We start from the raw sequence: 21,522 nt of genomic DNA on the forward strand, positions 1-21,522 counted from the left end.
GCTCAGCTGGGGTGGTGGCGCTGATACAGGTGCCAGATCCGCAGTGCGGCGAACAGCTCCCCAAACGTCAGCACGCCATGCCGCGTGTTCTGCGGAAGCGGCGCCAGTGCGCAGGCGCGCAGGGCGGGCATGTCGAGCCAGGGGCAGTCATGCTGCAGGAGTTCGCCCCGTTGCGTGCGTTCGGCGATCAGAAGCCAGGCCTTCTGGCGCGTGTTCTCTCGAAATCGCTCATTGGCGATGTCGTATTTCATGACATTGGGAGGCAGAACGTCACCCAGCGCCGCAAGCGCCAATCCGCGCGGGCGATCGCCCATGAACAGCGCCTCGGGCGGGATCGCCATCACGAATTCGAGGACGCGTCGGTCAATGAGGGGGTAGCGATAGCGGAAGCCATAGGGCCGCGACCAAGCCTCCCAGGTCTCCATGCGCATGCCGATATGGCCGTTGAAGAGATGGCGCTTGATGTTCTCAGCGACATGCGGGCCGAAGCGGATGTGGCGTTTGCGTTCAGCGATCTCTTCGCGGTGGCACCGATGGAGTTCCGGAGACATGTAGGAAAGCTGCCGGCTCATGTCGGCATAGGGGCTCAGACGCTGATAAAGCGGATCCGGCAGAAGCGGATAAATTGCCTGATACCACAATGTGGCGGCAAGAGGCCGAAGTTTCCGCAATGTTTTCAGCTGGTTTCTGGCAAAATGCGCCGTCCGGCGCGGCTGGAGCGTCAAAAGCAGATGCGACAGATAGCCCAACCCATGGGACGAGAAAGCTTCGTCGCCGCCCCAACCGGACAGCATCACATCGATGCCATCGCTCGCTGCCATGTTGAGCATCGGGATCTCATCCGCCAAGTCGGCGATGCCTTCCAACTCGATCGGTCGTTCAAGAAATGCCAGGAAGATGCTCTCATCTGCCGAGCCAAAGCGCACAGGCACGTCTCCGGCCGCTGCAACGACACGCTGGCGCTCATCGTGGACAGAAGCGGCGGGGTAGAGTTCCGACACTGAAGGAGACCAAGTATAGGCACCTTTGAGGCTCTCGCTGCGCTGCGCCATTGCCTGCGACGCGAGAACGCCGACACCCGTGGAATCAATACCGCCACTGACGTGAGCGCCGACAGCGCGGGCGCCCTGTATGCAGTCGCGGACGGCCTGATTGACGAGCTCGCGCATCGTCTCAACGTAGTCTTCCAAGCGGGGCAACCGGATGCTGACCGTGGTCGGCGGATTCCACCACCGGTGCGTTTGCACGCCGTTCGCGTCGATCACAACCAGCGAACCGGGCGGAACGGCATGGATTCCACTAAAGAAGGTCTTTGGTAAGGGCTGGCCGGGTGTGGCGAGAAACGCTGCGACGACACGTTCGTCGATCATCGGCCTCTGACCATCGCATGCGATCACATCTGACAAGCTTGTGCCGAATGTCACCGTGAGACCGCTTCGAGCCCAGTAAAGACTTCTTGTCCCGATATGGTCCCGGACCAAAACAATCCGGCGTGCAGGTCGATCCAGCACAGCGAAGACGAAGTCTCCGAAGACGTGTTGAGGTGTGTCCAGGCCGTGCTGGTTCCAGAGCCGAACAAGAATGTCAGCTGAAGACAATTTCGGATCCGCTGCTGTCGCGCCAGGCCGTGGCATCATGCCATTTGCAAGACTGAGCGCCGCGTCGGCGATGATGGACACGCCGGCTGAGTCTGCTGTGCTGCCAGAGCTGGCACGTTGGATCGACGCGCCATGATGCGGCGAGACGAGCTCGGCTTCCTGGCTCAAAAAATTCAATCGGCACACAAGCCCGCGCATCGCGTTTACCTCAGTTCCAGGAACCAAAGTAGCGATAAGCGGAAAGGTTGTCGCCGAACAGGCTTTTAGATACGACAGTTCGGTGAGGTGCGTCTGCAATCAAGGTGCCGATCTGTTCGCCATGGAATCCGAGAGGCAATCTTGGTGTTTTTTGTAAAAAGCTTTCAAAATCTGATGGTGCTCTAGGGTGGGATTCGTACGGCGAGGACTGGCTGTTCCGTATCGGCGAAAGATCATGCTTGCTGAGGCGATCAGCAGGGTAAGCTTTGCTTGGGTGATCATCAGGCTGTTGCCCTACAAGCTTTGGCGCCGTCGCTTGGGGGTTCTGGCACAATCGCTTGCGCCTGAGGAAGCCAGTGAGCGTGTTACTGCTGAACAGCAACAGGTGGCGCGTGATGTCGCCTGGGCTCATGGTGTGATCGAGCGAAGCTTCGGCTCACTCTTCACCTGCCTCATGCTGGCTCTGTCAGCTCGCGATATGCTTGCGCGCCGAGGCCTCTCCAGTACGATTATCCTGGGGGTGGAGCGGTACACGAGGCACAATAGGCCGAAGCGGACGGTCGCTCATGCCTGGGTCAAGCTGGGTGAATGTTATATTACTGGTCAGCAGGGAAGCGGTCGCTTCACTCCCGTGGCCGCTTATCGTTCCGGCATTGCTTGAAGTCATCGACGTTGCTGAAGAGGTTGTTTTGCTCGATCGTTATTATTTATATAAGGTCTGCGATTTCATCGTAACGTCCGAATTCGAGCTATCCGAACTGAGCCCGATTTCGGAGTTTCCCGCGGGCCTCTCGGAGGTTCGCATCATGCGTGCTGAAATCGCGAAGACCTTGCCCGATGCGACACGATTCGGGTGGATCGAAGCCAATCGGACCTCTTGCCTCTTCAAGATCAACGATACTGCGCGGTTGAGGGTGATCGAGGGACGCCGGATCGAGATTGAGCCGGGGCAACTGAGCCCACGGGAGATTGGTGCGTATATCATCGGCTGCGGCCTGCCGATATTAGCGCATATGCGCCGCTACGTGCCTCTCCACATCGGCATGGCTTCGACGCCATATGGCGTCGTCATGTTCACTGGGCCATCCGGTGCCGGCAAATCGACAGCGGTCGCTGCCTTGTCGCGGCGTTTGGGATGGCAACTCCTTTGCGATGATATCTGCATCATCACGCCCGCCGCCCAGCCTCCAACTGCCTATTGCGACGTCAACAAGATCAAGTTGTGGAGCAGCGCGGTCGAAGAACTGGGTTACGACGCAGCTGTCCTGGAATCGGATCTTATCCGTCCCCAGAAGTTTCACCTCGCAGTCGCGCCGGGATCGTCCGTTGATGTCTCCGAGGTGAGGGCGGTGTTCAAACTGAGCTGGGCCAATGAGGCGGCCTTGTGTCCGATCTCGCGCCCATTGATTTTCGAAACGCTCATGAACAGCGTCCATGCGCCTTTTCTGGTGCCTGTCTTGGGCGAGTTGGATGTCATCCGGACACTGCTATCGAGCATCGCCAGCAGCGCGAAGGGGTTTCAGCTGCAGCGCGACAAATCGGCAGGGTCCATCGCTACACAGATCGATCTCGTCCAGGCGGCCCTTACGCAATAAAAAAACGGCCGCCATTGCTGGCGGCCGCTTAAACTCCAAGCAGCCAAATCAGAGCGTCTGTGCGCCCGGAATGCTGCCTACGCCGGGGTCGGAAAGCGTCGTACCATTCTGCTGCAGAACCTGCTCAAACACGTTAGTAACCGCGCCACCCAACGTCGCGTCAATCGTCAGCTGATCGAGAGCGGGAGGAGTCCACGCCTTCTTCGCCGACACATTCAGGTCAGACATCATATTCTCCACTAAAAATACCTTGCCGCTATCTTTAACACTATTTTAGCTATGACGAAGAGTCAAGGTCGTTGGTTCCGCGGGGAGTGGCCAAAAACCAGAAGTTTGCATTACAGATAACAAAATAACCCCGCGACATAAGTTCAAATAAATCGGGCATGTTTTAGAATTACAACCCGATGACTTGTTTGGATGGACTGAGGAAATTTTCTGTGGTCTTCCGTCCGGGGGCAGTCTTCATAAAATCGCGACTGACTGCCTCTTGCAGAGCGCCATCATATTACCCGCGCCACCACCAGATCCGCATCAGCCATTTTCGCCAGAAAATCTTGGACCTGATCGCGGCAGGTCTCGAAGTCGATGTCGTACATGGCCATCAGGCGCTCGTGCAGCGCTGCCGCAGAGATCGGTTGAGCCAGCATGGCCCAGATATCCGCACCAACCGGCCCGGTCGCGTAATATTTCCCGACGCGGTCGTCGAAGATCACGAGATCGTCTCCGACGCGGCTGCCCTGCAGTTCGCGCCGCTGATAAACCTTGTCTGACGGCAGGATCGTCATCTGGAACTCTTCTTTTTTGACGTTTGTAGGGGAGATGGCTTCGGCCAGGTGACTTTGAATTGCGGCGGGTCGGCAATTGAGGCGTGGCTCATCGATAATGCTTCGCCTGCTGGTTGAACAGCCTCGCATAGGCGCCGTCCCGTGCGAGCAGCTCGTCATGGGTTCCGTGCTCCTCGATGCGTCCTTCGGTGAGAACATAGGTGTAGTCTGCCTGGCGCACGGTCGAAAGTCTGTGGCTGATGATCAGGGCGCCGCGACCGTCGAGGCGCTCGCGGAAGTTCTCGAACAGGGCGGATTCCGAGGCCGGATCTACCGCACTCGTCGGCTCGTCCATGATTATGAAGGGGGCACGTGGATAGAAGGCGCGCGCCAGCGCCACCCGCTGCCATTGCCCGAGGCTGAGATCCTGGCCCTCGTTGAAGAGCTTGGTCAGCTGGGTATCATAGCCCTTGGGCAGCTTCTGGATGAAGGGGTCGGCGCCGGCGCGAAGGCCCGCTGCGCGTACCGCGTCCGAGTCGGCCGGCAGCGAGACGTCGCCGAAACGGATGTTCTCGCCGACCGTGTCCGGATAGGCGGCGAAATCCTGGAAGATGACGCTAAACAAGGCACGGTAGCGCGTTGGTTCGAACGCCCGGATCTCGCGCCCATCCAGCGTAATCCGCCCCTCCGTCGGATCATAGAGCCGCGTAAGCAGCTTGATCAGCGTCGTCTTGCCGGAGCCGTTCTCGCCGACCAACGCAACGATCTGCCCAGGCTTCAGCGTCAAATCGACCTTGTCGATCGCCGGCTGTGCGGCGCCGTCATAACGGAACGAGACTGCTTCGAGCCGGAGCCCGGATTGTGGCTGGGCCGGCGGCTCGCCGTGGCCCTGTGAGAGGATGCTCGGCTTGGATTCGAGAAAGTCGAAAAGCCGCCCGAGATAGAGATGGTCATCGACCAGTCGCGACAGGCTTGAGACGGCCTCGTTGCCGCTGCCCTCGGCGCGTCGCAGTAGCAGGACGAACAGGACGACCTGGCCGACCGTCAACGCGCCGGAGAACGCGAGCGAGATCAGATAGCCGGCAGCGGCGATGAAGATCAGCGCGCCGCCGAAAGCCACGCCCATCTCGGCAAAAAGCCTGCGCCGCTCCAGCGCGAGATGCTCGTCCCGGATCTGGCGGCGAAGTCCGTTATAGATACGGCTGAAGTGCTCGCCGAGGCGATTGAGCCGCAGTTCCTTGGCATGGATGTTCGAGGTCAGCATCCAGTCGAGATAGCCGGCACGGCGCTCGAGCTGCGCCCGTTTCATCCGCCAGTTGAACATCTGCCGCGTCATTCGCAGCCGCGCTACCAGCGCGATCCCGACCATGAGGAGCAAAGCCGGCAAAAGCCGCCATTCGATTGCCGCCAGCATGACCAACACCGCGCCAAGCAGGATGATCCCCTTGACGAGCGTCAGGACATTGCCGACCACTTGGGCCGGCCTTTGGGCCCCCGCCTCGCGTGCCTTCTGCAGCGAGTCGAAATAGCGGGGGCTTTCGTAAAAGCTGAAATCGACCTCGATCGCTTGCTTGTGGATTTTTCGGTCGATGAGGTCGCTGACCAGCATGCCCTGACGGATACGCAGATAATTCGCCAAAGCCGTTGCCACGACCGAGAGCAGGGCGGTGGCGCCGGCAAGCGCGAGCGCCAGGAACACCGCGTCATGTTGGGCCTTGCCCGAGAGGCTCGCGCCGATGGCATCGACCAGCAGTTTGATCGTGTAGAGCGCGCCGATCGACAACGCCGTCTCCAGGATCGTCGCTGCGATGATGGCGAGCGCGAGGCCACGTCCTACTTCCGACAGAACGGCCCAAATCCTGGCCCAGAGCGTCCAATCGGTCAGGATCCTGCGCCTGCCGCTGATCAGGCTCAGGATGCAAGCGCGCCGGCTCATCGGCCGCTGACCCGCTTCAACATATTGAGCGAGAGTGCCTTAGCGTTCTCCAGGACATAGAGGAATTCGAAGGCGCGGCTGCGGCGATTCTCGAAATACTGCGTCACATTGGGTTCAAGCCGGCGCAGCGCGGAGCCGGCCCAGAAGCCGTGCTTGCGGCCGGTGTCGACCTGCCAGGTCGCCTCGAAGTCGAATAGAAACATGTCCTTCCAGCGATCGAATTCATAGGCCGAGTCGCCCGGCAGGCCGCGCAGGCAGGCGTCCAGAAAAACCGCGCCATGGCTGCGCCCTTCCAGCGCGCCTTGCCAGTTCTCCGGCTGTTGCGCCAGTTCGGCAAACGCCAGGGTCGCTTCGACAGTGGCGGAAATGCCGATCCTGCGCGCCAGCGCGAGGGTTTCCTCACGCTCGAAGCTGGGATGGCTCATGATCGCGTGCAGGTCGGCGACCCAATGCAGCTTCGACCAGAAATGCCGCGAGTGATGATAGGCGATATAATTGAAAAGCCAGGGCGTCGCCATGACCGACAAGGTATTGCGCCCGAGCCTGGTCTGGCAGGTGTCGGCGAGAACATCCTCCACCGGGAACACCGGCGTCATCTTTTCGATATGTCGATGCAGCTCGAACAGATGGCCCTCGGCATCGAGCATCGAGATCACATCCGCATGGCGAACCATGAAGTCGATATCCTGGTCGTTGTCCGTGAAGCGAGGCTGCGGCTCGTACCCGGCGATGAAGCGAAGGCCATGATCGAAGGCGCGGCGGGCTACGCGGGTAAAATCATCCGGCAGCACCAGAACATCGATATCGCGACATTGCCGGGCTCCGACATCGCGATAATAGCGTGCGGCCAGGGCCGGGCCCTTGATATAGGCGTGCCGGGCCGTTGTCGGGAGGATGCAGGCTTCGTGAAAGGACTGCAGGGCGCCATGCCATTTCAGGTTGGACATGGTCGTGCGCAGCGCGAGCCCGCGCATCGCGGCCATCAGCTCCGGCTGGCCGGCGGATAAGCCGAGTGCGGCGAGATGCCGGTAGGCGAAAGGCAGACTGAAATTGTGATGCGCGAGAACCGCGAATTCCCGCCAGTCATCGACCTTCCGAAGCAAGTCGCGTGCGCGTGCACCCGCCTCGGGAGTGAGGACATCGCGCGCCAGCAGCACGAGCAGCTGCGCCGTGGCATCCTGCCTTGGGGGAGCACATATCACAGTCGAATCTCTGGCAGTCATCGGCCCTCACGAGATCCTGGCGGGAACTCCGAGGAAGGCGGGTCGCGCTCCACTCACAGTTTGATCAGCAGTCGGATCGAATTGAAGTACCAAATCTTATAAAATGCGTATTGAAAACCAGCGTGACCGTCCAAAATGCCTCTTTTTATGATGTATTGGTAAATTCCATAGGCGAATGGGTACCACCATTTCGGCAGGTTGCGGTATTTCGTTCTCTGACGCTGCGTTAGATGGGCCCAGCCTTCCTCTCCGGCCGCGACGAGAAGTCGGTAGCGATGCGCTTCCCATTTGGCGTAGTCGCGATGGCGATCAATGAATTTCAGAATGCCGCGATCGTCATTGTGCTCGATCGGAGCAGTGATCTCGCCAACGGAGCCGACGAGCACGGGATGCTCGTGGATCTCCATGTCGAGCGAACTCCAGGAGGCTTCCTCGATCCGTTCATAGAAGCCGCTTCCGATCTTGAAAAGGGCGAGCTTGCGCTGCGGAATACCGTGGCGCAGACGCTGGCCGAGAAAGTGGTTGGTGTAGTTCAGCCAGAAGCCGACATGGCTGGTATCTGCGAGCGTGCTGCGCAGCGCATCGCAGAATTCCGGCGTGACGAATTCGTCGGCGTCGAGAAACAGCACCCAGGGGTGGGAGAGGCGCTCGTTCATCAGCACCCAGTTGCGCTTCTTGGGAAAGCCGCCATTCCAGACGAAATCGATGACACGGGCGCCGGCCTCGCGCGCGATGACCTGCGTCCGATCGGTGCTGCCTGAATCGATCACGATCACCTCTGCGAAGGCGGTGAGTGCCGCCAGGCAGCGCGGCAGATTGCTTTCCTCATTGCGGACCGGGATGACAACCGTAACCGGGAGGCGCGCCGCGGGCATTGCGTCTGAACTCATCATCGACTTCCGGTCACGCGGGCGGGGTTGCCAATGACGATCGCTCCGGGTGCCACATCCCTCATTACGACGGCGCGGGCTCCCGCGACCGCCCGATCGCCGATCGTCACGCCGGGACCGATGAAGGCATCGGCGCAGATCCAGGCCTCGTCTCCGATGCGGATCGGCGGCTTCAGCAGGGTCATGCTCTGGTTCCGAAAATCATGGCTGCCCGCGCAGAGATGGGCGTTCTGCGAGATCGTGGCGCGCTTGCCGATTGTGATCGGGCCGAGGGCGTACAGGATGGCGCGTTCGCCGACGGCGCTGTCATCGCCGATGTCGAGGGTCCAGGGAATCGCGATACGGACATCAGGATGGATATGGACCCGCTGGCCGATGCGCGCGCCGAAACGGCGCAGCACATAGCGGCGCCAGCCCCAGAGCGGACGGGGCGTCCACGCGAAGAGCGGGCCGCGGAGCAACTCCCACAGCGCGCGGGCAAGCAGCTGCTTGCGCGACCATTTGATGGCCCGGCGATTGGCGTCGATATCGAGTTGCGCTTCGGCCGCGACAGGGGCCGGATGCCGGGGCTCGCTCATGGCTCAGGCCAGTTCGACGGTCGACGGCGGGGGGCCGCCCGCGAAGCACCAGCGATAGATTTCGGCCATGTCGCGGCCGATCCTGTCCCAGCCGAAGTCCCGTGCCATCCAGGCGCGTCCACGGGCGCCCATGGCCTGTCGTGTCGACTGATCAAGCGTCGTCGCCTCGATCAGTGTTTTGGCGAGCGGCTCGACGCCGTGATCGACCCACCAGCCACAATCTTCGGCCTTGAGGCCGGACCAGGGCGCTCCCTTGGTCGAAATCACAGGAACTTCGCAGGCCAGGGCCTCGGCAACGCTGATGCCGAAATTCTCATTCAGGGTCGGTAGCACGAACAGCGCGGCCGACCCGTAGAGCTGCCATTTCGCGTCGCCATAAACTGGGCCGGACAAGGTAACGCGCCGAGCGCCGAGTTGTGCGGCGAGCGCCAGGAGTTCGGTGTCGTGGTTGAGCTCGGCTGGCCCGACAAGAGCCAGCGACCAATTCGGCAGCTGGTCCTGAACGCTGGCCCACGCGCGGATCAGCCGGTCCAGCCCCTTTTTCGGATGAATCCGCCCCAGCGAAAGGATGGTCCGATCCTGGCCAGCGACGATACCGCCGCCTTGCCGATAGGCCGAGGGATGCGGCAGATCGATCCCGTTGGGGATGATTGCAACCGGGTTGCGCAGGCCAGCTGCCCGGATTTCCTCATATTCGGACCGCGCCGTGGCATGGATGACATCGGCCGCGGCAAGAGCCCCGCGTTGCCACAGATGCCAGATCGGCCGTTTCTTCCAGGCCGAGATGCGCAACGCCTCTGCACCGAGCATACCGCGCGGAGAGTGGACCAAACGGCAGCGAGCCTGAGGTTTTCTGCGGGCCCATGCTGGATAGCGATTGGGCATGAGCCAGAGACCATGTGTGTGGAGAATACAGGGGGCGACAGCTTCCACCGAAATCGCCTGCCGCAGTGCGGGAGACCAGCCGATCTGATTCAGAAAGGGCCATGTCGACCGGTGGTGACGCTCGGGCGCGTCAGCCTGCTCGAGGTCTCCCCCTGAGACCCCGCCTTCCAGACACATCAGCCGGACGGAAGGCGACCAGGGCCGAAGCGCCGCGGCGAGCCGCGGAACGCTATAGGCCGGTCCGCCGGCTTCCGGCGATAGAGAGGCGATGATCTGGAGGCTGCCGGGGGCCTGCAGCATCGGATCGGTTTGAGCCATCACGCCGGCAGGATTCCTGGGATCGAGGCTCGCAGTCGCTTCAGAATCTGGCGCTGCGTCAGGAATGCGGCGATGACCGTCATCAGGAAGGAGCCGGCCAGCTTGATATAGGCGGTGCCGAAATAGGCGATGGGCAGAACGATCATCAAGCAGAGACCTGCTGAAATCAGAGCTGAGCATCCGCGATAGTCGCGCAATTTGCGGTAGAACCTGCCTGTGAGCGCTCCGATGCACATCATGCCCATAAGTGCGCCGATCCAGCCAAAATCGATGTAGAGGTCGCCGAGATGGCCGATGCTGATCGAGGTGTTGCTATCCCAGGCGTTGGGCAGCCCGGTGTATTGAGCCATGACATCCGTATCGTTGGGCAGAGGCGGCTTGCCGGGCCAGATCGCTCGTGGAATGGCGACATGCTTGAGAACATCGAGCGTCATGCGGCCGTTCTCATGTGGCACCACTTCAGGCACATAAGCCATCACCAGCCCGAGGAACTCCGTGTAGCCATGCCGGTTGACGAGCCCGTCAAAGCCCTCAGCGAACTGGGTGCCATCGAAATTGATGGCGCGATTGACGAGATATCCGATGCGCTCCGAGACAGGGATCGTCACCTCCTGAGCGCCGGTGCCGCGGTTGAGAATGGCACGGTACTCAGGTTTCACCGCAGTCCAGAACGTCGCCAGCACCAGGATCGCGCCGCCGGCCACGCCCACCAGCAGTGCATCGCTGGCGCGGATCCGGGGGCGCGCCGCCAGAGCGGCGACGAAAACCGTCAGGATGACGTCCTTGAACTGCGCAAAAAACCCGGTCAGCCCCACGACGATGTCAGCCGCGATAACCGCGATCAGGATCGGGTATTTCTGGCCGCGGACCAGGCTCCAGTATGTCAGTGCGAAGATGCCGATATATTTGACCTGCCCGAAGCCCTGAAAGATCTGGCTTGCCCCGCCTGCGAAGCGGCCGACGCCGCTCGCCAGATAGCCGGCCAGGATGGCCGCTGCGGCGAGCAGGGCAATCTGGTCGAAACTGCGTGACAAAGCTTCCTGCCTGAGGCGCTCGGTAAAACTGGCGCCGCTCCGGGCCTTGCCCATAGCCAGCCTCATCCCGACTGACAGGGAGACGACGCCCAAGAGCCCGTAGATCGTCGAGGCATCGAGATTGGCGCCGTAATTGCTCTGCATCGAAAGCGGGGTGCCGCGCCAAGCGGTTGCATAAGCCCAGATCGACACTTCCGACCATTGAAACAGGGCCGGCAGCAACAGGATCGGGGGTTCGCTCTTGCGCCAGAGGAGCAGGATGATGACGCACAACGCCAGTCCACAGGCCAGGATGATCTCACCGGATGGGCTCAGCATCGCTGCGACCACTGACAGGAGGACCGTCAGGCCGATGACGCCGCCCGCCATGGGAGGCAACCCGTCGCGCGCGGCGGGAGCCGCGCCTCGCCGCCTCATGCGCTGGTTCATCGGCGGTACCTGTCAGACATCGCGCTGCGATGGCCCATCACTGCAGCTGCTCGCTCGTCGCCGACAAACGGCGCCTTGAGCCGAGGGCGTTCACCGCCGCGATGATCCCATCCGCTGCCCGGTCCAGCGAGGAGGCCTCGGAGACGGCTGCTATCTCTGCCCGGGCTGGCATATCGGTGAGTGTCGCCGTGCAAGCCTTTGCCAGGGCGGCCACGTCGCCCATGTCGTAGCTGCGACCAACCCGCCCTTCACGGGCGAGATCCGGCGCGCAGCCTGCCTGATCCGAGACGATGATCGGCGTCCCGCTGGCCAGGGCTTCGTTGCAGACCAGGCCCCAGGTTTCACGCCCCGTCGAAGGCAGTGCCAGGAGGTCTGCTGCAGCATAAGCCGCAGGCATTTCGCTCTGGTTCTGGAAACCCAGAAGGTCGACCGTCACGCCAAGCTCGGCAGCACGCTTCCTGATGTCCGGCTCCAGTGGCCCGGAGCCGGCGACAAGCATGCGGGCATTGAGACCATCGCGCCTCAGCAGGGCCACCGCATCGACCAGATCGAGCGGTCGTTTGAACGGGATCAGCTTGCCTGCAAACAGCAGGACGGCTTCGTTCGCGCCGATGCCGAGCCTCGCACGCAGCCGCTGCCGGGCATCAGCCGTCGCCGCCAGCGCAAAACGTTTCGTGTCGACGCAATGTGGGGAATGGAACAGCTGCGTCTCCGGATAGGCGTAATGCCGGAAGTAATCGCGGTTGCGCTCGCCGACATAGAGCGCCCCGTCGAACGCCCGCAGCAGGAGCGGGTAGGCAAGGCGTTTGATTTCGGTCTTGATCCGGCCGCGTGGCGTGCCGAGCTGGCTGTCGCCCCGGACCAGCACCGGGAGACGCCGGCGCTTTGCCGCGAAGATCCCCTGTAGCATCGATTTCAGATGCCATCCCAGGGCCAGCACGCAGGTAAAGCGGCCCGCTTCCAGCAATTCACCGATATCGGGCGTGTCGCAGCCAGCGAAGTGATCCGTGCCGGGCCGCATCGCGACATTGCGCAGAAACTGGCTGTCATAGCCGCTGGTCAGGTCGATATCCCAAGTGAAGGCCTCGCCGAAGCCGGCGGCTGCCTGCTGGGCCGCCGTCGCATTGTGGGCATAGAACACGTGCAGGTCGAGCCGCTGCGCCAGCGTTCGAAAGAGCGGAGCATAGTACTGCACGGGGTGGGACGCGAGAACGGCAAGGCGAGGAGGCATGTGTTTACGAAACGGCCAGAGGGGATGGAAGATGTCGGGGAGCCCATTTGCGCGATGCATTGATCGAAGGGCGCTCGACCAGACGCCACAGCACCCATGCTGCGCAGAGAGAGATCGCCATAGCTAAGATGGAGAGCGCAAATTCCTGGCTCGATGTCTGCACAAACCGATGGCCGAGATTCACGACGCGGCCTCCTATCGGAATATGCACCAGATAAAGTGAGTAGGATATAGTTCCCAAAGCTGTGATCACAGCGGCGGCTCGTGGCGGAAACGATATTCCAGTCCCTGCCGCCAACAGCAGAGCCGTCACACTACCGCAGATCGCTTCGATCGTCGAACCGCTCATGATCATCGCGAAGCCGGCTACCGCAATCAGGAGCAGAGCCTCGCCCTTGCCACAGAAGCCGGTCTCCTTTCTGAAAACCGCAAAACCCATAACGAACAGCATCAGGCGGGCTGGCAACACTCCAGCCAAAATCCCAGCAGCCAGAATTCCAACACAGGCGATGGCGGCGCTTCGGTGGTGCCGTCCGCAGAACGCGCTCAGTGTCAGCGCCATGAAAAGGTAGAATGCGAATTCATAAGCAAGCGTCCAGTAGACGGGCTGCAGCCATTGATGCTGGGTAAAGGGAATCAGATAAAAAAAATGGAAGAGGAGCTGCTGGGGACTGTAATATTGGTCTATACCTTGAAAGCTCGGTGCCAGCCGCGATGCATGATATAGAGCGAGGACCAGGAGCAGACTAACGATGTAAGCCGGTTCGAGTCGAATGATACGGCGCATCAGAAAGATCGGAGCGTCCCGAAACCGGTATCGGCTAAACAGCTTCTTCATCGAGTAGGGAACGATGAAGCCTGAGATCACGAAGAACACCTCGACACCAAGCCAGCCATAGGTGCCGGAGGCAGCTACCCAGCTGTTCTTATGTGTGGCGGTGAGGTGGAACCAAGCCACGGAGACGGCTGCCAGCCCACGCAGCAGTTCGACCAGTTGTAGCCGTGAGGCGGACGGTGTCACGCGCAGGCCTTATCCAACACAGCGGCAAATTGTCCAGCGAGGTTTCGGGCCGTATAGGGCTCGTACACTGCCGGGTCAGACGCACCGAAGCGCTCCGGCTGCAATGCCATCGCCCGCAACGTATCGGCGATGGCCGGGGTAAGCCCGGGCAGGTCCTGCAGCGTTGAGAAGGAGAAGGCACTGCCGCCGCCTGCGGCAGAGAGGATGGCATGCGCGCTCGATGCGTCATGGAACAGCGACAGGAACGGTCGCTTGGCCATGAGATTGGGATAGATCTTCGAGGCGGTGTAGTGCGGCTCGTCGGAGCCGATCATCAGCAGTCCGTTGGATTGGGCCAGCAGGCTCAACGCCTCGAGATAAGGCACGCGCTGCGGCGTCTCCTGAACCAGCGTCGCGACCCCTTCCTGCGCCGCGAGCGGTGTCACCAAATGTGCGCCCGCGCCGCTGGGCTGGTTGCTGGTGCCGACGAAATTCAACCGAATCCGGTTGGCAAGCGCCGGCTCACGTTCGCAAAGCAGGCGCAGCCCGGCGAAGAGTGCACGGACCAGCGCGCCCGCCCGCGGCAGGAATGTGCCGACATAGCTGAGATTGATCCGATCGGGATCAAGTCGAACCTGAAGGTTCACCGGCGGATTGGCGCGCAGCATCTCGAAATCGGCAGGGTCGCCGCCGATCGGAATCGCTGCCATCCGACTTCGATCGAGCCAGGGATAGCGCTGAGCCATCTCGCTATTCTGCCGGTCTGACACGGAGGTTACGAAACTCGCATGGCGTACAGCCCGCGGCTCTAGCGCCAGGGCCAGCCGATGGGCGAGCCCGCCTTTGCTCCAGCGTGGCCGCAAAGCGCCCTCTGCCGAGATCCAGGGATCCTGGAAATCGAGAATGACCGGCAGGGCGAGGCGGGTCTGTACCATCCGCGCCATCAGCATGGGATAGAAGGGTGAGCCAGTGATCAGCACTGCGTCAATTCGCTCGGCCTGCGCCAATCGGGTCAGCGCTGCCGCCAGGGGCTGATAGGCCCGCAGCCCGATATCGCCGATTCCCACCTGTCGCATCAGCCCGGAGGGCAGTGCTCCCGTCCGGATCTGACGTAGATTTGAGGGTACCAAGGCTGCGAGTGTCGGATCGAGGGGTTCGGTATAGGTTGATTCATCCGCGCGGATGATCACCGGCTGCCAGCCAAACGCGGGGAGATGCCGCGCTAGATGCCGCGCCCTGTGCACCCCCGCCAGCGTCGCAGGCGGGAAATGCGGGGAGAGGATGGCGACTGTGCCTCGATTCACGGGAGGGTCAACCGCCGCGGACCATTGCTGTTTCGACCAGTCCAAGAAAAACTGCTTTCGCGTTGTCCCAGTTAAAATTCGTCTGGCCGAGTGTCCAGGCATGCGATCTTGCCAGGTATAGTTGGGTCGAATCAAAAAGAAATGAATCTATTTTTTTGGATAAATCTTCAAAGTCATGATTTTTATATAATATCAAAAATCCTGGGTTTTCCGAATTAAGGTGATGGTGGGCTTTGATGTCGGTAGCCAAGCAGGGTATCCCGCTCAATACATAGCTGAATATCTTGTTTGTTAGAGCAATGGAGCGGTTTTCGGTATTCCCTATTTCCGATGCGATTCCTAAATCATAGGCGGAACCGAGTCGTTCCATCTCATCTGGAGGGGATGGGTCAACAAAATGAATTCTTTTTTGAACGCCCAAATCAGTCGCAAGGTTTTCGATCTCGGCTTTGAATCCGACTGCTGGCGTGCCGCGGAGGTACAGATGCGGTTTCGAGCTTGCTCTCGCAATGGCGCGAACGACAGTCTCCAATCCTCGCCCGGGACCGATGGTTTGTGAAAACCAATAGACACTGGGTCCCGGCTGCGCCGTGCCGGACGCAGATGGTGCAGAAGGTGCGTTGGACTTGGGAAAAACATTGAGCAACGACACCGGTTCAGGCACGCCATAAATTTCGCGATATGCTTGAGCGATGAGGGGCGAAGCAGCCGTTATATATGACGAAGACGTCAAGTATGCTGCTTCGATGCTGTGAATAATAGCGTTTGGTGTGAGGTTGGCTGGCGTGTTCGGTAAGTCGCCGAGATGAAAGTCTTCCGCGTCGAAGGCGTGGACCGCTTTGTGAAGCGCGGCAGCTCTTGCAGCTGCTGCCAATCCAGTGGGGTAGTGCCCAATATAGAGATCTGCCGGAGGGGCCGAGCATGCGGTGGTAATCAAATCACGGCCGACCGGGGCTTGTGCATAGCTGGCTGTGAGTGCATTGCGCATGCCAATGCGACAGGCTTGCAGTGACAGGGCTTGGATCAGTTTCTGCCGGACGTGACGCATCCCCGGCGCAAGCTTTTTGCCGAATGGCACCGGTATCAAGGTCCAGCCGGGCGATGCAATCGCGCGGTCCTGTTCGACGCCCCAGGGCAGATAATAGCCGTGGACGATCTGAACGGCATATCCTGCTTCTTCAAGCGCTCTCGCCTCTTTGACCAGGCGTGGATTTGTCGAGAGGTGACCAGGAGAAACCAGACAAACCCTTTTCTTGGGGGGGCTCATTTGGAAACGGATGCCTTGCGGACTTGCTCATAGCAGTGGAGATACTGATCAACGATTGCATCGGCGCTGTAGCGGTCTGCACAGGCATCCCTGCACGCGCCTCGGTTCAGCTGATCGATCAACCCGACCGCCGCCACCAACTCATCCACCGTATCCCGCACGAAACCTGTCACCCCATCCTCGACGACTTCGGGCACGGCGCCGCGCCGCAGCCCGAGCACCGGCGTGCCGCAGGCCAACGCTTCCGCCATGACGATGCCGAAGGGCTCTTCCCAGAGGATCGGCATGAGGAAGGCTTTGGCCTGGCCCAGCAGCCGGTTCTTCGCGGCGTCATCGACAGGGCCGATCAGGCTGATCTGCTGCCCATCGATATGAGGTGCGATTTCCGCATCAAACCAGCTCTGCTTGTCCGCAGGAATATTGCCGGCGATGACCAGCCTGTGCCCGGAGCGCCTGGCGATCTCGATGGCGAGATGCGGTCCCTTGATCTCCTCGATCCGCCCGAGAAAGACCAGGGGCGCATCGGGCGCGACCTCGCGTTGGAACGTGTATGTCTCCAGCGGCACGCCGTTGGCCACCATGTGCCAGCGGCCGATATGCTTCACCGGCTCCATCATCCAATGGCTAATCGCGGTGAAGGCGAGGCTGCCGCCGGAGAGCCGCTGCGCCAGCGCCGTCGTCTGCGGGCTGATCGCGCGCTGATAGCTCATGATTTTCGGCAGGCGTGTCGGCAGAAGCGGCGCCATATAGGCCAGCCGCGAGAAGCTGTGCAGCAGGTCGAACGAGCCCTTCCGGACTTCGCGATACAGGCAGGCGGCATTGCGTAGCGTATCCAGCCGCGACGGGCTCGCCCCGCCGGGCCAGGGGACGAGCCGTCCGGCGCTGGCGGAATCGGGATGGGCGAACAGCGTCACGTCATGGCCTCGTGTCTCCAGCCCGCGTGCCAGCATGTCGACGATCCGCTCGATGCCGCCATAGAGCGTTGGCGGCACCGGGATTTCGGGATCGGCCGTGAGGGCGATGCTCAGCGGGCGCCCGGCATGCGATGGGGAAGGCATGTCAGGCGGTCCTTGCGCGTGCGGCGCCATTCCAGCCCCGCTGCTCCGAAAGCCGCTGGATGCGGCGGGCGATCTTCCAGCCGGTCACGCGGCGAAGACTGTGGAAGCCCGGGGGACCGTCCGGCTCGAGATCGGAGCCGCCCAGCGCGATCACCCGCCGCCGGGCCTGTTCGCGGAGGTCGGCGTGATCGGGATAGTAGGTGTAGTCGAAATCCTGGAGAATATTGGCGCACACCCGACGGGTTCGCGCGCTGTCCTCGGCCGCCAGAAGATGCCTGGTGCCGAGTGTCAGCGAGAGAAATGCCGATTCCACCGCCTTGCGCGACGCCTGGCCGGATAGGCTGCCGCTCAGCCCGGAGCGGTAGTACATTCTAGCTCCCGGCGCATAAAGCAGATCGGATGCGCCGACGAGCAGCCTTGCAAAGTACTCGAAATCATTGATCAGCGACAACCGCTCGTCCCACAGACCACGGCATTCGATCAGGCCACGCGGTATGAGCCAGAGTCCGCATTGCATCATCGGACGCGCGCCGCACCACTCCTGAACCATCCAATCGACCGGCTTGGCATCCCGATACATGGACAGCGGAGGGAAGGCCACTTCCTCCGGCGCCTCGCCATAAAACCGGTGCCATTCCCCCATCGCAATTGCGTCCATTCGTCCGGCCAATTTGGCGACCTGGCGCTCGATCATCTGGGCATGCATGATATCGTCGGCGTCGAAGAACTTGATGAGGGCACCGGTCGATGCAGCAAAGCCGGCATTGGCTGCAGCGCATTGGCCGCTATTGCTCTGTCGAATGACGCGGATGCGATCGCCGTACCCGTCCAGAACGATTGCTGTGTGATCTGTAGAGCCATCGTTGACGACGATGATTTCAAGATCGCGGTAGCTCTGCGAAAGAACGCTATCCAGCGCCGCCGGCAGATACGCAGCTGCATTGAAGGCAGGTATGATGACCGAAACGTTCAATTGATTATGCGCCAATCGCCCAAGCGGCGATAGGTGCATTTCGTCGGCTTGCGCTTCGCTCGAAGGTCACGACTATGCCGCATTGCCGCGCAGGGCCAATGCATTTCTCCAGCCACGCTGAAAATAGGAACGCTTGGAGGCCGCCACATAGTGGTGCATGACAGCGCGCGGTGCTGCGCCTTCCAACAGATCCGGCATGACGCGATAGTCCTCTACGAGCAGGGGCGCTGCCGTTTGTCTCGCGAGCAGCACTGCAGTGAGCGCCTGTTCCTGGAGATAGTTCGACTTTTCACGCTCCAACTGGATCCTGCACCAGAATTCCATCGCGTCCCAGTCGATTTGGCTGCGGTCGACTGCGTACAGGCCTACATTGACCTTTGCGGGAACGGGGCAACCTGCGAGTTCGCGCATTAGGCGCGAACTGTAGCCATAGGCTTCCACGACATCCTGCATGTAAATCGCGTGTGGACGCATAAACCAACTCAGCAACGCCTCGGGGCGCCGGAAAAACAACATGTCCGAGTCGAGGACGAGGCCCCAATCGTTCTGGCCGAGATGGATATCGGTGAGCTTGCGCAGATGCGGATAGACCTCTCGGCGCGCGCGCAGCACGGGGAAGCGCGCCTCCGGCAGTTCGCGGTCTAGCGTCTCGTTGATGGCTCGCGCATCGACGACAACAGCCCAGGGGACGACGCGGCTGATCGCGGCACAAATCTCGGACCCGAGCGTGCCGTCATCGTGAATAACGGGTGTGATCCGGAACGGACTGTGCTGCTGCAGTGACACGAAACAGGCCAGCGTCTGATACCAGAAACGCTGTCCGCTGAGGAAATTGACTTTGGTCGCCTCTTGGCGCTCCGGCTTCGCCACGAGCACTGGCAGTCGCCAAGCCGCCTGAACCATCTGGCGCCGTCCCTGCTCGGTCCGGATCTGCTCGAGTGGGCCGCCCTCGGCAATCGACTTCCGGATCAGGCCCATGGGGCGATGATAGCCGTAAAGCAGCAGTTTGCCTGCTCCGAGTGCGCGAGCGAATCTGTGGAGAGGATTGCCGCCGCTCATGCTGACCTCGACAATTGCGCTCGCCCCTCGATCAGCCCCGCGGACCCATGCCAGCGGATGGAGGCTGGCGGCGAATACCAGGGGCGCGCCCGAAGGGCGGCGCGGAGCTTGCGCAATGGGGCTGTCCAGGGAGCTATGGGGCTCCAGGGGCGCATGCCATGGACATCGAGAACCTGTACCCAGGTACGGTTGGAACTACGCGCATAGGCTTCGAGATAAGGTTGCGTCAGCCGACGCGCCGGAATGAGATGCTGCAGGATCAGTTCGGGCCGGTACGCCACCTGCCAGCTTTGCTCCAGAACCGACAGTATCATATCGTTGTCCTCTCCGGAGGCCAGATCCGTGCCGCGGCGGCCGAGCGATGTTCTGCGCGGATCGTTGGCCGCTGCGTGGACATAGCCGGCATAAGCGGCGCGACGAACCGCCATCCCCGCGCCGATCGGTGCGCAGCCAGGGTAGTCGCGCTGGTGTTCTCCAGCCCTGGTCCATTCTGCGACGATCGGCTGGTCCCCGAGATCGCGGCAGGCCAACGAAATCCCTGTTTCCGCAAACCAGCGCGGCGGTTCCACTTCGTAGACGGGCAGCGACTTTCCTCCGATCGCTCCGTAGCCCTCATGAGCGGAGAAGAGCGAAAGTACCTGCGCAAAGTAATCCTGCTTGAGAATGTTGTCGTCGTCGATATAGACGAGCACTTCGCCCGTAGATTCATGGAAGCCGCGGAGGCGGGCGAAGGTTAGGCCAAGCCGCTCTTCACGGATGATGCGGGCCCGCGAATGCCAGGTCACGTCGAACTTGCCTGCAAGAGGCGTCCGGCTGCCATTGTCGATCAGGAGCAATTCCCAGCAACAGTCCTTGGAGAGACCTGTCTGGGCACGGATCGACGCGAGCGTCGCCTCAAGATAATCCGGACGTGGCTCATGGCTACAGATAATGGCGGAGAGTTTCATGCCGAAAGGCCGAGCCGTCGAGACTGCGCGAGAGCAATGGTCCGTCGCAGCGACGCTTCATGGAGCGGACCGATCGTCGCAGGGCCGTAGCTGGCGACAACATGCGCGCGCGCGGCGCGTCCCATCTCCGCGGCCAACTCGGGATCGCGCAGCAGATGTATCAACGCCGCCGCGATGGCCTTCGGATCGCGTGGGGGCACCAGCAGGCCGGTTCGGCCATGCTCGATCATCTCGGCCATCCCGCCGGCCGATGAGGCGACGACCGCGCGCCCCGCCGCCATCGCCTCGAGGGCTACATTCGGAAAATTCTCCCAGACGCTGGGAAACACAGCGATTGATGCGCGAGCAAGCAAAGCCGGTATATCCTCATAAGGCACTCCGCCAAGATGGGTCACCCGTCCGGCAGCGCGACGATAGGCGCTCCACATCACATCGGCTACGGCAACATCCCGCCCCGGCATCGGCAGGGAACGACCAACCATGATGAACGCGGCATCAGGGACGTTTTTGATCACGGCAGGGACGGACTGGGCGAGTTCGATGACACCCTTTCGAACCTCCAGCTTGCCGACAAACAACACGGTCTTGACCTGCGGGGCGGGCACAAGCCCCAGCAGATCTGATGGCGGTACGAAGACGTTAGGCACAACCATACTGCGCGAGCTCGGAAGCCCCCATTCCTCGCTTAACCGCGTCAAAATCGCCTGGCTGGGTGCCACGACAAGGTCGGCGTCCAGCGTATGGCGGCGCTCGGGATCGGAACGGTCAGCTACCTCGCGCCAGTACGGCTTCGGGAGCTGGCCACGCCGGAGTCCACCAGCAAGGTAGCGCAACTTGCTGCCGATCCCTACGTAACTGCTGTTGATTGAATTGATGACGCTGCTGGGGGTATGCAATCTGACGATCAGCGGTATGTCGGGCCAGTCTTGGCGGATTCCCGCCGCATCCGCACCATATTCGGGGCCCTCGATCACATCGAAGGGCCGCATGCGATGCCTTTGTGCGAAAGGAGCGCGGATCGCTTCGGCAAACGGGGCCCGTTCTGCGATGACGGTCTCGACGCGGATTCCTGCTTCCGCTGCCGCTAGTGCGCCATCTCCAGCGCAGAAGACCTCAACCTCATGCCCAAGCCCGGCCAGCATACGAGCGGCGTTTCGAACATAGGTACCGATCCCACCCCCATGGGCGGTTCCAGCATATTCGAAGCTGATCAGGGCAAGCCGCATGCGATC

Annotated in this window: 21 protein-coding genes; 2 read left to right on the forward strand and 19 right to left on the reverse strand. The window is 61.3% G+C overall.

What is annotated here, in order from left to right; genetic code table 11:
• Nucleotides 1-2 precede the first annotated feature (2 nt).
• A complete protein-coding gene (locus C8D03_RS16245; protein WP_146170202.1) occupies nt 3-1,895 on the reverse strand; it encodes an asparagine synthase-related protein in 1,893 nt (630 codons plus the stop codon).
• Nucleotides 1,807-2,208, reverse strand: a complete 402-nt coding sequence (locus C8D03_RS26870; protein ID WP_248308502.1) for a hypothetical protein — start codon at nt 2,206-2,208, stop codon at nt 1,807-1,809. Before C8D03_RS26870 ends, C8D03_RS16245 begins: the two co-directional genes overlap by 89 nt.
• On the opposite strand from C8D03_RS26870, the gene C8D03_RS27185 reads away from it, so the two are divergent.
• Both C8D03_RS27185 and C8D03_RS16255 read left to right on the forward strand, forming a co-directional pair.
• Entirely contained in the window at nt 2,113-2,457 is a 345-nt protein-coding gene (locus tag C8D03_RS27185) for a lasso peptide biosynthesis B2 protein (protein ID WP_465246474.1), read from the forward strand. The two genes, C8D03_RS26870 and C8D03_RS27185, sit on opposite strands and share 96 nt — an antisense overlap.
• A complete protein-coding gene (locus C8D03_RS16255) occupies nt 2,363-3,391 on the forward strand; it encodes an ATP-binding protein (RefSeq protein WP_181301363.1) in 1,029 nt (342 codons plus the stop codon). Before C8D03_RS27185 ends, C8D03_RS16255 begins: the two co-directional genes overlap by 95 nt.
• A 48-nt stretch (nt 3,392-3,439) precedes the next feature.
• Here the strand turns inward: C8D03_RS16255 and C8D03_RS16260 are convergent, their stop codons facing one another.
• The 17 genes from C8D03_RS16260 to C8D03_RS16335 form a co-directional block, all read right to left on the reverse strand.
• A complete protein-coding gene (locus C8D03_RS16260; protein ID WP_146170203.1) occupies nt 3,440-3,619 on the reverse strand; it encodes a hypothetical protein in 180 nt (59 codons plus the stop codon).
• A gap of 275 nt (nt 3,620-3,894) precedes the next feature.
• On the reverse strand, nt 3,895-4,179 hold the full coding sequence (locus C8D03_RS26495; protein ID WP_181301021.1) for a PqqD family peptide modification chaperone: 285 nt from the start codon (nt 4,177-4,179) through the stop codon (nt 3,895-3,897).
• Between the two features lie 88 nt (nt 4,180-4,267).
• A complete protein-coding gene (locus tag C8D03_RS16270) occupies nt 4,268-6,094 on the reverse strand; it encodes an ABC transporter ATP-binding protein (protein WP_108047702.1) in 1,827 nt (608 codons plus the stop codon).
• Nucleotides 6,091-7,317 carry a nucleotidyltransferase family protein gene (locus tag C8D03_RS16275; RefSeq protein WP_108047704.1) on the reverse strand — a complete coding sequence of 409 codons (1,227 nt, stop codon included), beginning with the start codon at nt 7,315-7,317 and terminating at the stop codon, nt 6,091-6,093. The genes C8D03_RS16270 and C8D03_RS16275 overlap by 4 nt, the downstream gene beginning before the upstream one ends.
• 53 nt (nt 7,318-7,370) lie before the next feature.
• The gene (locus C8D03_RS16280; protein WP_108047706.1) at nt 7,371-8,210 is read right to left on the reverse strand and encodes a glycosyltransferase family 2 protein; all 840 of its coding nucleotides are present in this window, start codon (nt 8,208-8,210) and stop codon (nt 7,371-7,373) included.
• Entirely contained in the window at nt 8,207-8,785 is a 579-nt protein-coding gene (locus C8D03_RS26990; RefSeq protein WP_108047708.1) for a DapH/DapD/GlmU-related protein, read from the reverse strand. The genes C8D03_RS16280 and C8D03_RS26990 overlap by 4 nt, the downstream gene beginning before the upstream one ends.
• 3 nt (nt 8,786-8,788) lie before the next feature.
• On the reverse strand, nt 8,789-9,988 hold the full coding sequence (locus tag C8D03_RS16290; RefSeq protein ID WP_181301023.1) for a glycosyltransferase: 1,200 nt from the start codon (nt 9,986-9,988) through the stop codon (nt 8,789-8,791).
• Nucleotides 9,988-11,451: a hypothetical protein gene (locus C8D03_RS26500; RefSeq protein ID WP_181301025.1), complete on the reverse strand. Its 1,464-nt coding sequence runs from the start codon at nt 11,449-11,451 to the stop codon at nt 9,988-9,990. Before C8D03_RS26500 ends, C8D03_RS16290 begins: the two co-directional genes overlap by 1 nt.
• A gap of 37 nt (nt 11,452-11,488) precedes the next feature.
• Nucleotides 11,489-12,592: a glycosyltransferase family 4 protein gene (locus tag C8D03_RS16295; protein WP_210203933.1), complete on the reverse strand. Its 1,104-nt coding sequence runs from the start codon at nt 12,590-12,592 to the stop codon at nt 11,489-11,491.
• Nucleotides 12,593-12,686: 94 nt separating this feature from the next.
• Entirely contained in the window at nt 12,687-13,703 is a 1,017-nt protein-coding gene (locus tag C8D03_RS16300; protein WP_181301026.1) for an acyltransferase family protein, read from the reverse strand.
• Entirely contained in the window at nt 13,700-15,031 is a 1,332-nt protein-coding gene (locus C8D03_RS16305) for a glycosyltransferase (RefSeq protein ID WP_181301028.1), read from the reverse strand. The genes C8D03_RS16300 and C8D03_RS16305 overlap by 4 nt, the downstream gene beginning before the upstream one ends.
• Entirely contained in the window at nt 14,994-16,253 is a 1,260-nt protein-coding gene (locus tag C8D03_RS16310; protein ID WP_108047718.1) for a glycosyltransferase family protein, read from the reverse strand. The genes C8D03_RS16305 and C8D03_RS16310 overlap by 38 nt, the downstream gene beginning before the upstream one ends.
• Nucleotides 16,250-17,341, reverse strand: coding sequence for a glycosyltransferase family 4 protein (locus C8D03_RS16315; RefSeq protein WP_210203934.1), 1,092 nt, complete (start codon nt 17,339-17,341; stop codon nt 16,250-16,252). Before C8D03_RS16315 ends, C8D03_RS16310 begins: the two co-directional genes overlap by 4 nt.
• On the reverse strand, nt 17,313-18,284 hold the full coding sequence (locus tag C8D03_RS16320) for a glycosyltransferase family 2 protein (protein WP_181301030.1): 972 nt from the start codon (nt 18,282-18,284) through the stop codon (nt 17,313-17,315). Before C8D03_RS16320 ends, C8D03_RS16315 begins: the two co-directional genes overlap by 29 nt.
• A gap of 72 nt (nt 18,285-18,356) precedes the next feature.
• Nucleotides 18,357-19,343 (reverse strand): glycosyl transferase, encoded by a 987-nt coding sequence (locus C8D03_RS16325; RefSeq protein WP_146170204.1) that lies wholly within the window; start codon nt 19,341-19,343, stop codon nt 18,357-18,359.
• Nucleotides 19,340-20,290, reverse strand: coding sequence for a glycosyltransferase (locus tag C8D03_RS16330; RefSeq protein ID WP_108047724.1), 951 nt, complete (start codon nt 20,288-20,290; stop codon nt 19,340-19,342). Before C8D03_RS16330 ends, C8D03_RS16325 begins: the two co-directional genes overlap by 4 nt.
• Complete coding sequence (locus C8D03_RS16335; RefSeq protein ID WP_108047726.1) at nt 20,287-21,516, reverse strand: glycosyltransferase family 4 protein; 1,230 nt, start codon at nt 21,514-21,516, stop codon at nt 20,287-20,289. The genes C8D03_RS16330 and C8D03_RS16335 overlap by 4 nt, the downstream gene beginning before the upstream one ends.
• Nucleotides 21,517-21,522: the final 6 nt, after the last annotated feature.

This window comes from Bosea sp. 124 (genome assembly GCF_003046175.1).
GTDB lineage: Bacteria > Pseudomonadota > Alphaproteobacteria > Rhizobiales > Beijerinckiaceae > Allobosea.

Bases quoted from the DNA above. Each gene is read 5' to 3' on its own strand.
- C8D03_RS26870 (WP_248308502.1), bottom strand. From the start codon at position 2,208: ATGAGCCCAGGCGACATCACGCGCCACCTGTTGCTGTTCAGCAGTAAC.
- C8D03_RS16255 (WP_181301363.1), top strand. From the start codon at position 2,363: ATGCCTGGGTCAAGCTGGGTGAATGTTATATTACTGGTCAGCAGGGAA.
- C8D03_RS16260 (WP_146170203.1), bottom strand. From the start codon at position 3,619: ATGTCTGACCTGAATGTGTCGGCGAAGAAGGCGTGGACTCCTCCCGCT.
- C8D03_RS26495 (WP_181301021.1), bottom strand. From the start codon at position 4,179: ATGACGATCCTGCCGTCAGACAAGGTTTATCAGCGGCGCGAACTGCAG.
- C8D03_RS16270 (WP_108047702.1), bottom strand. From the start codon at position 6,094: ATGAGCCGGCGCGCTTGCATCCTGAGCCTGATCAGCGGCAGGCGCAGG.
- C8D03_RS16275 (WP_108047704.1), bottom strand. From the start codon at position 7,317: ATGACTGCCAGAGATTCGACTGTGATATGTGCTCCCCCAAGGCAGGAT.
- C8D03_RS16280 (WP_108047706.1), bottom strand. From the start codon at position 8,210: ATGATGAGTTCAGACGCAATGCCCGCGGCGCGCCTCCCGGTTACGGTT.
- C8D03_RS26990 (WP_108047708.1), bottom strand. From the start codon at position 8,785: ATGAGCGAGCCCCGGCATCCGGCCCCTGTCGCGGCCGAAGCGCAACTC.
- C8D03_RS16290 (WP_181301023.1), bottom strand. From the start codon at position 9,988: ATGGCTCAAACCGATCCGATGCTGCAGGCCCCCGGCAGCCTCCAGATC.
- C8D03_RS26500 (WP_181301025.1), bottom strand. From the start codon at position 11,451: ATGAACCAGCGCATGAGGCGGCGAGGCGCGGCTCCCGCCGCGCGCGAC.
- C8D03_RS16310 (WP_108047718.1), bottom strand. From the start codon at position 16,253: ATGAGCCCCCCCAAGAAAAGGGTTTGTCTGGTTTCTCCTGGTCACCTC.
- C8D03_RS16315 (WP_210203934.1), bottom strand. From the start codon at position 17,341: ATGGCGCCGCACGCGCAAGGACCGCCTGACATGCCTTCCCCATCGCAT.
- C8D03_RS16325 (WP_146170204.1), bottom strand. From the start codon at position 19,343: ATGAGCGGCGGCAATCCTCTCCACAGATTCGCTCGCGCACTCGGAGCA.
- C8D03_RS16330 (WP_108047724.1), bottom strand. From the start codon at position 20,290: ATGAAACTCTCCGCCATTATCTGTAGCCATGAGCCACGTCCGGATTAT.
- C8D03_RS16335 (WP_108047726.1), bottom strand. From the start codon at position 21,516: ATGCGGCTTGCCCTGATCAGCTTCGAATATGCTGGAACCGCCCATGGG.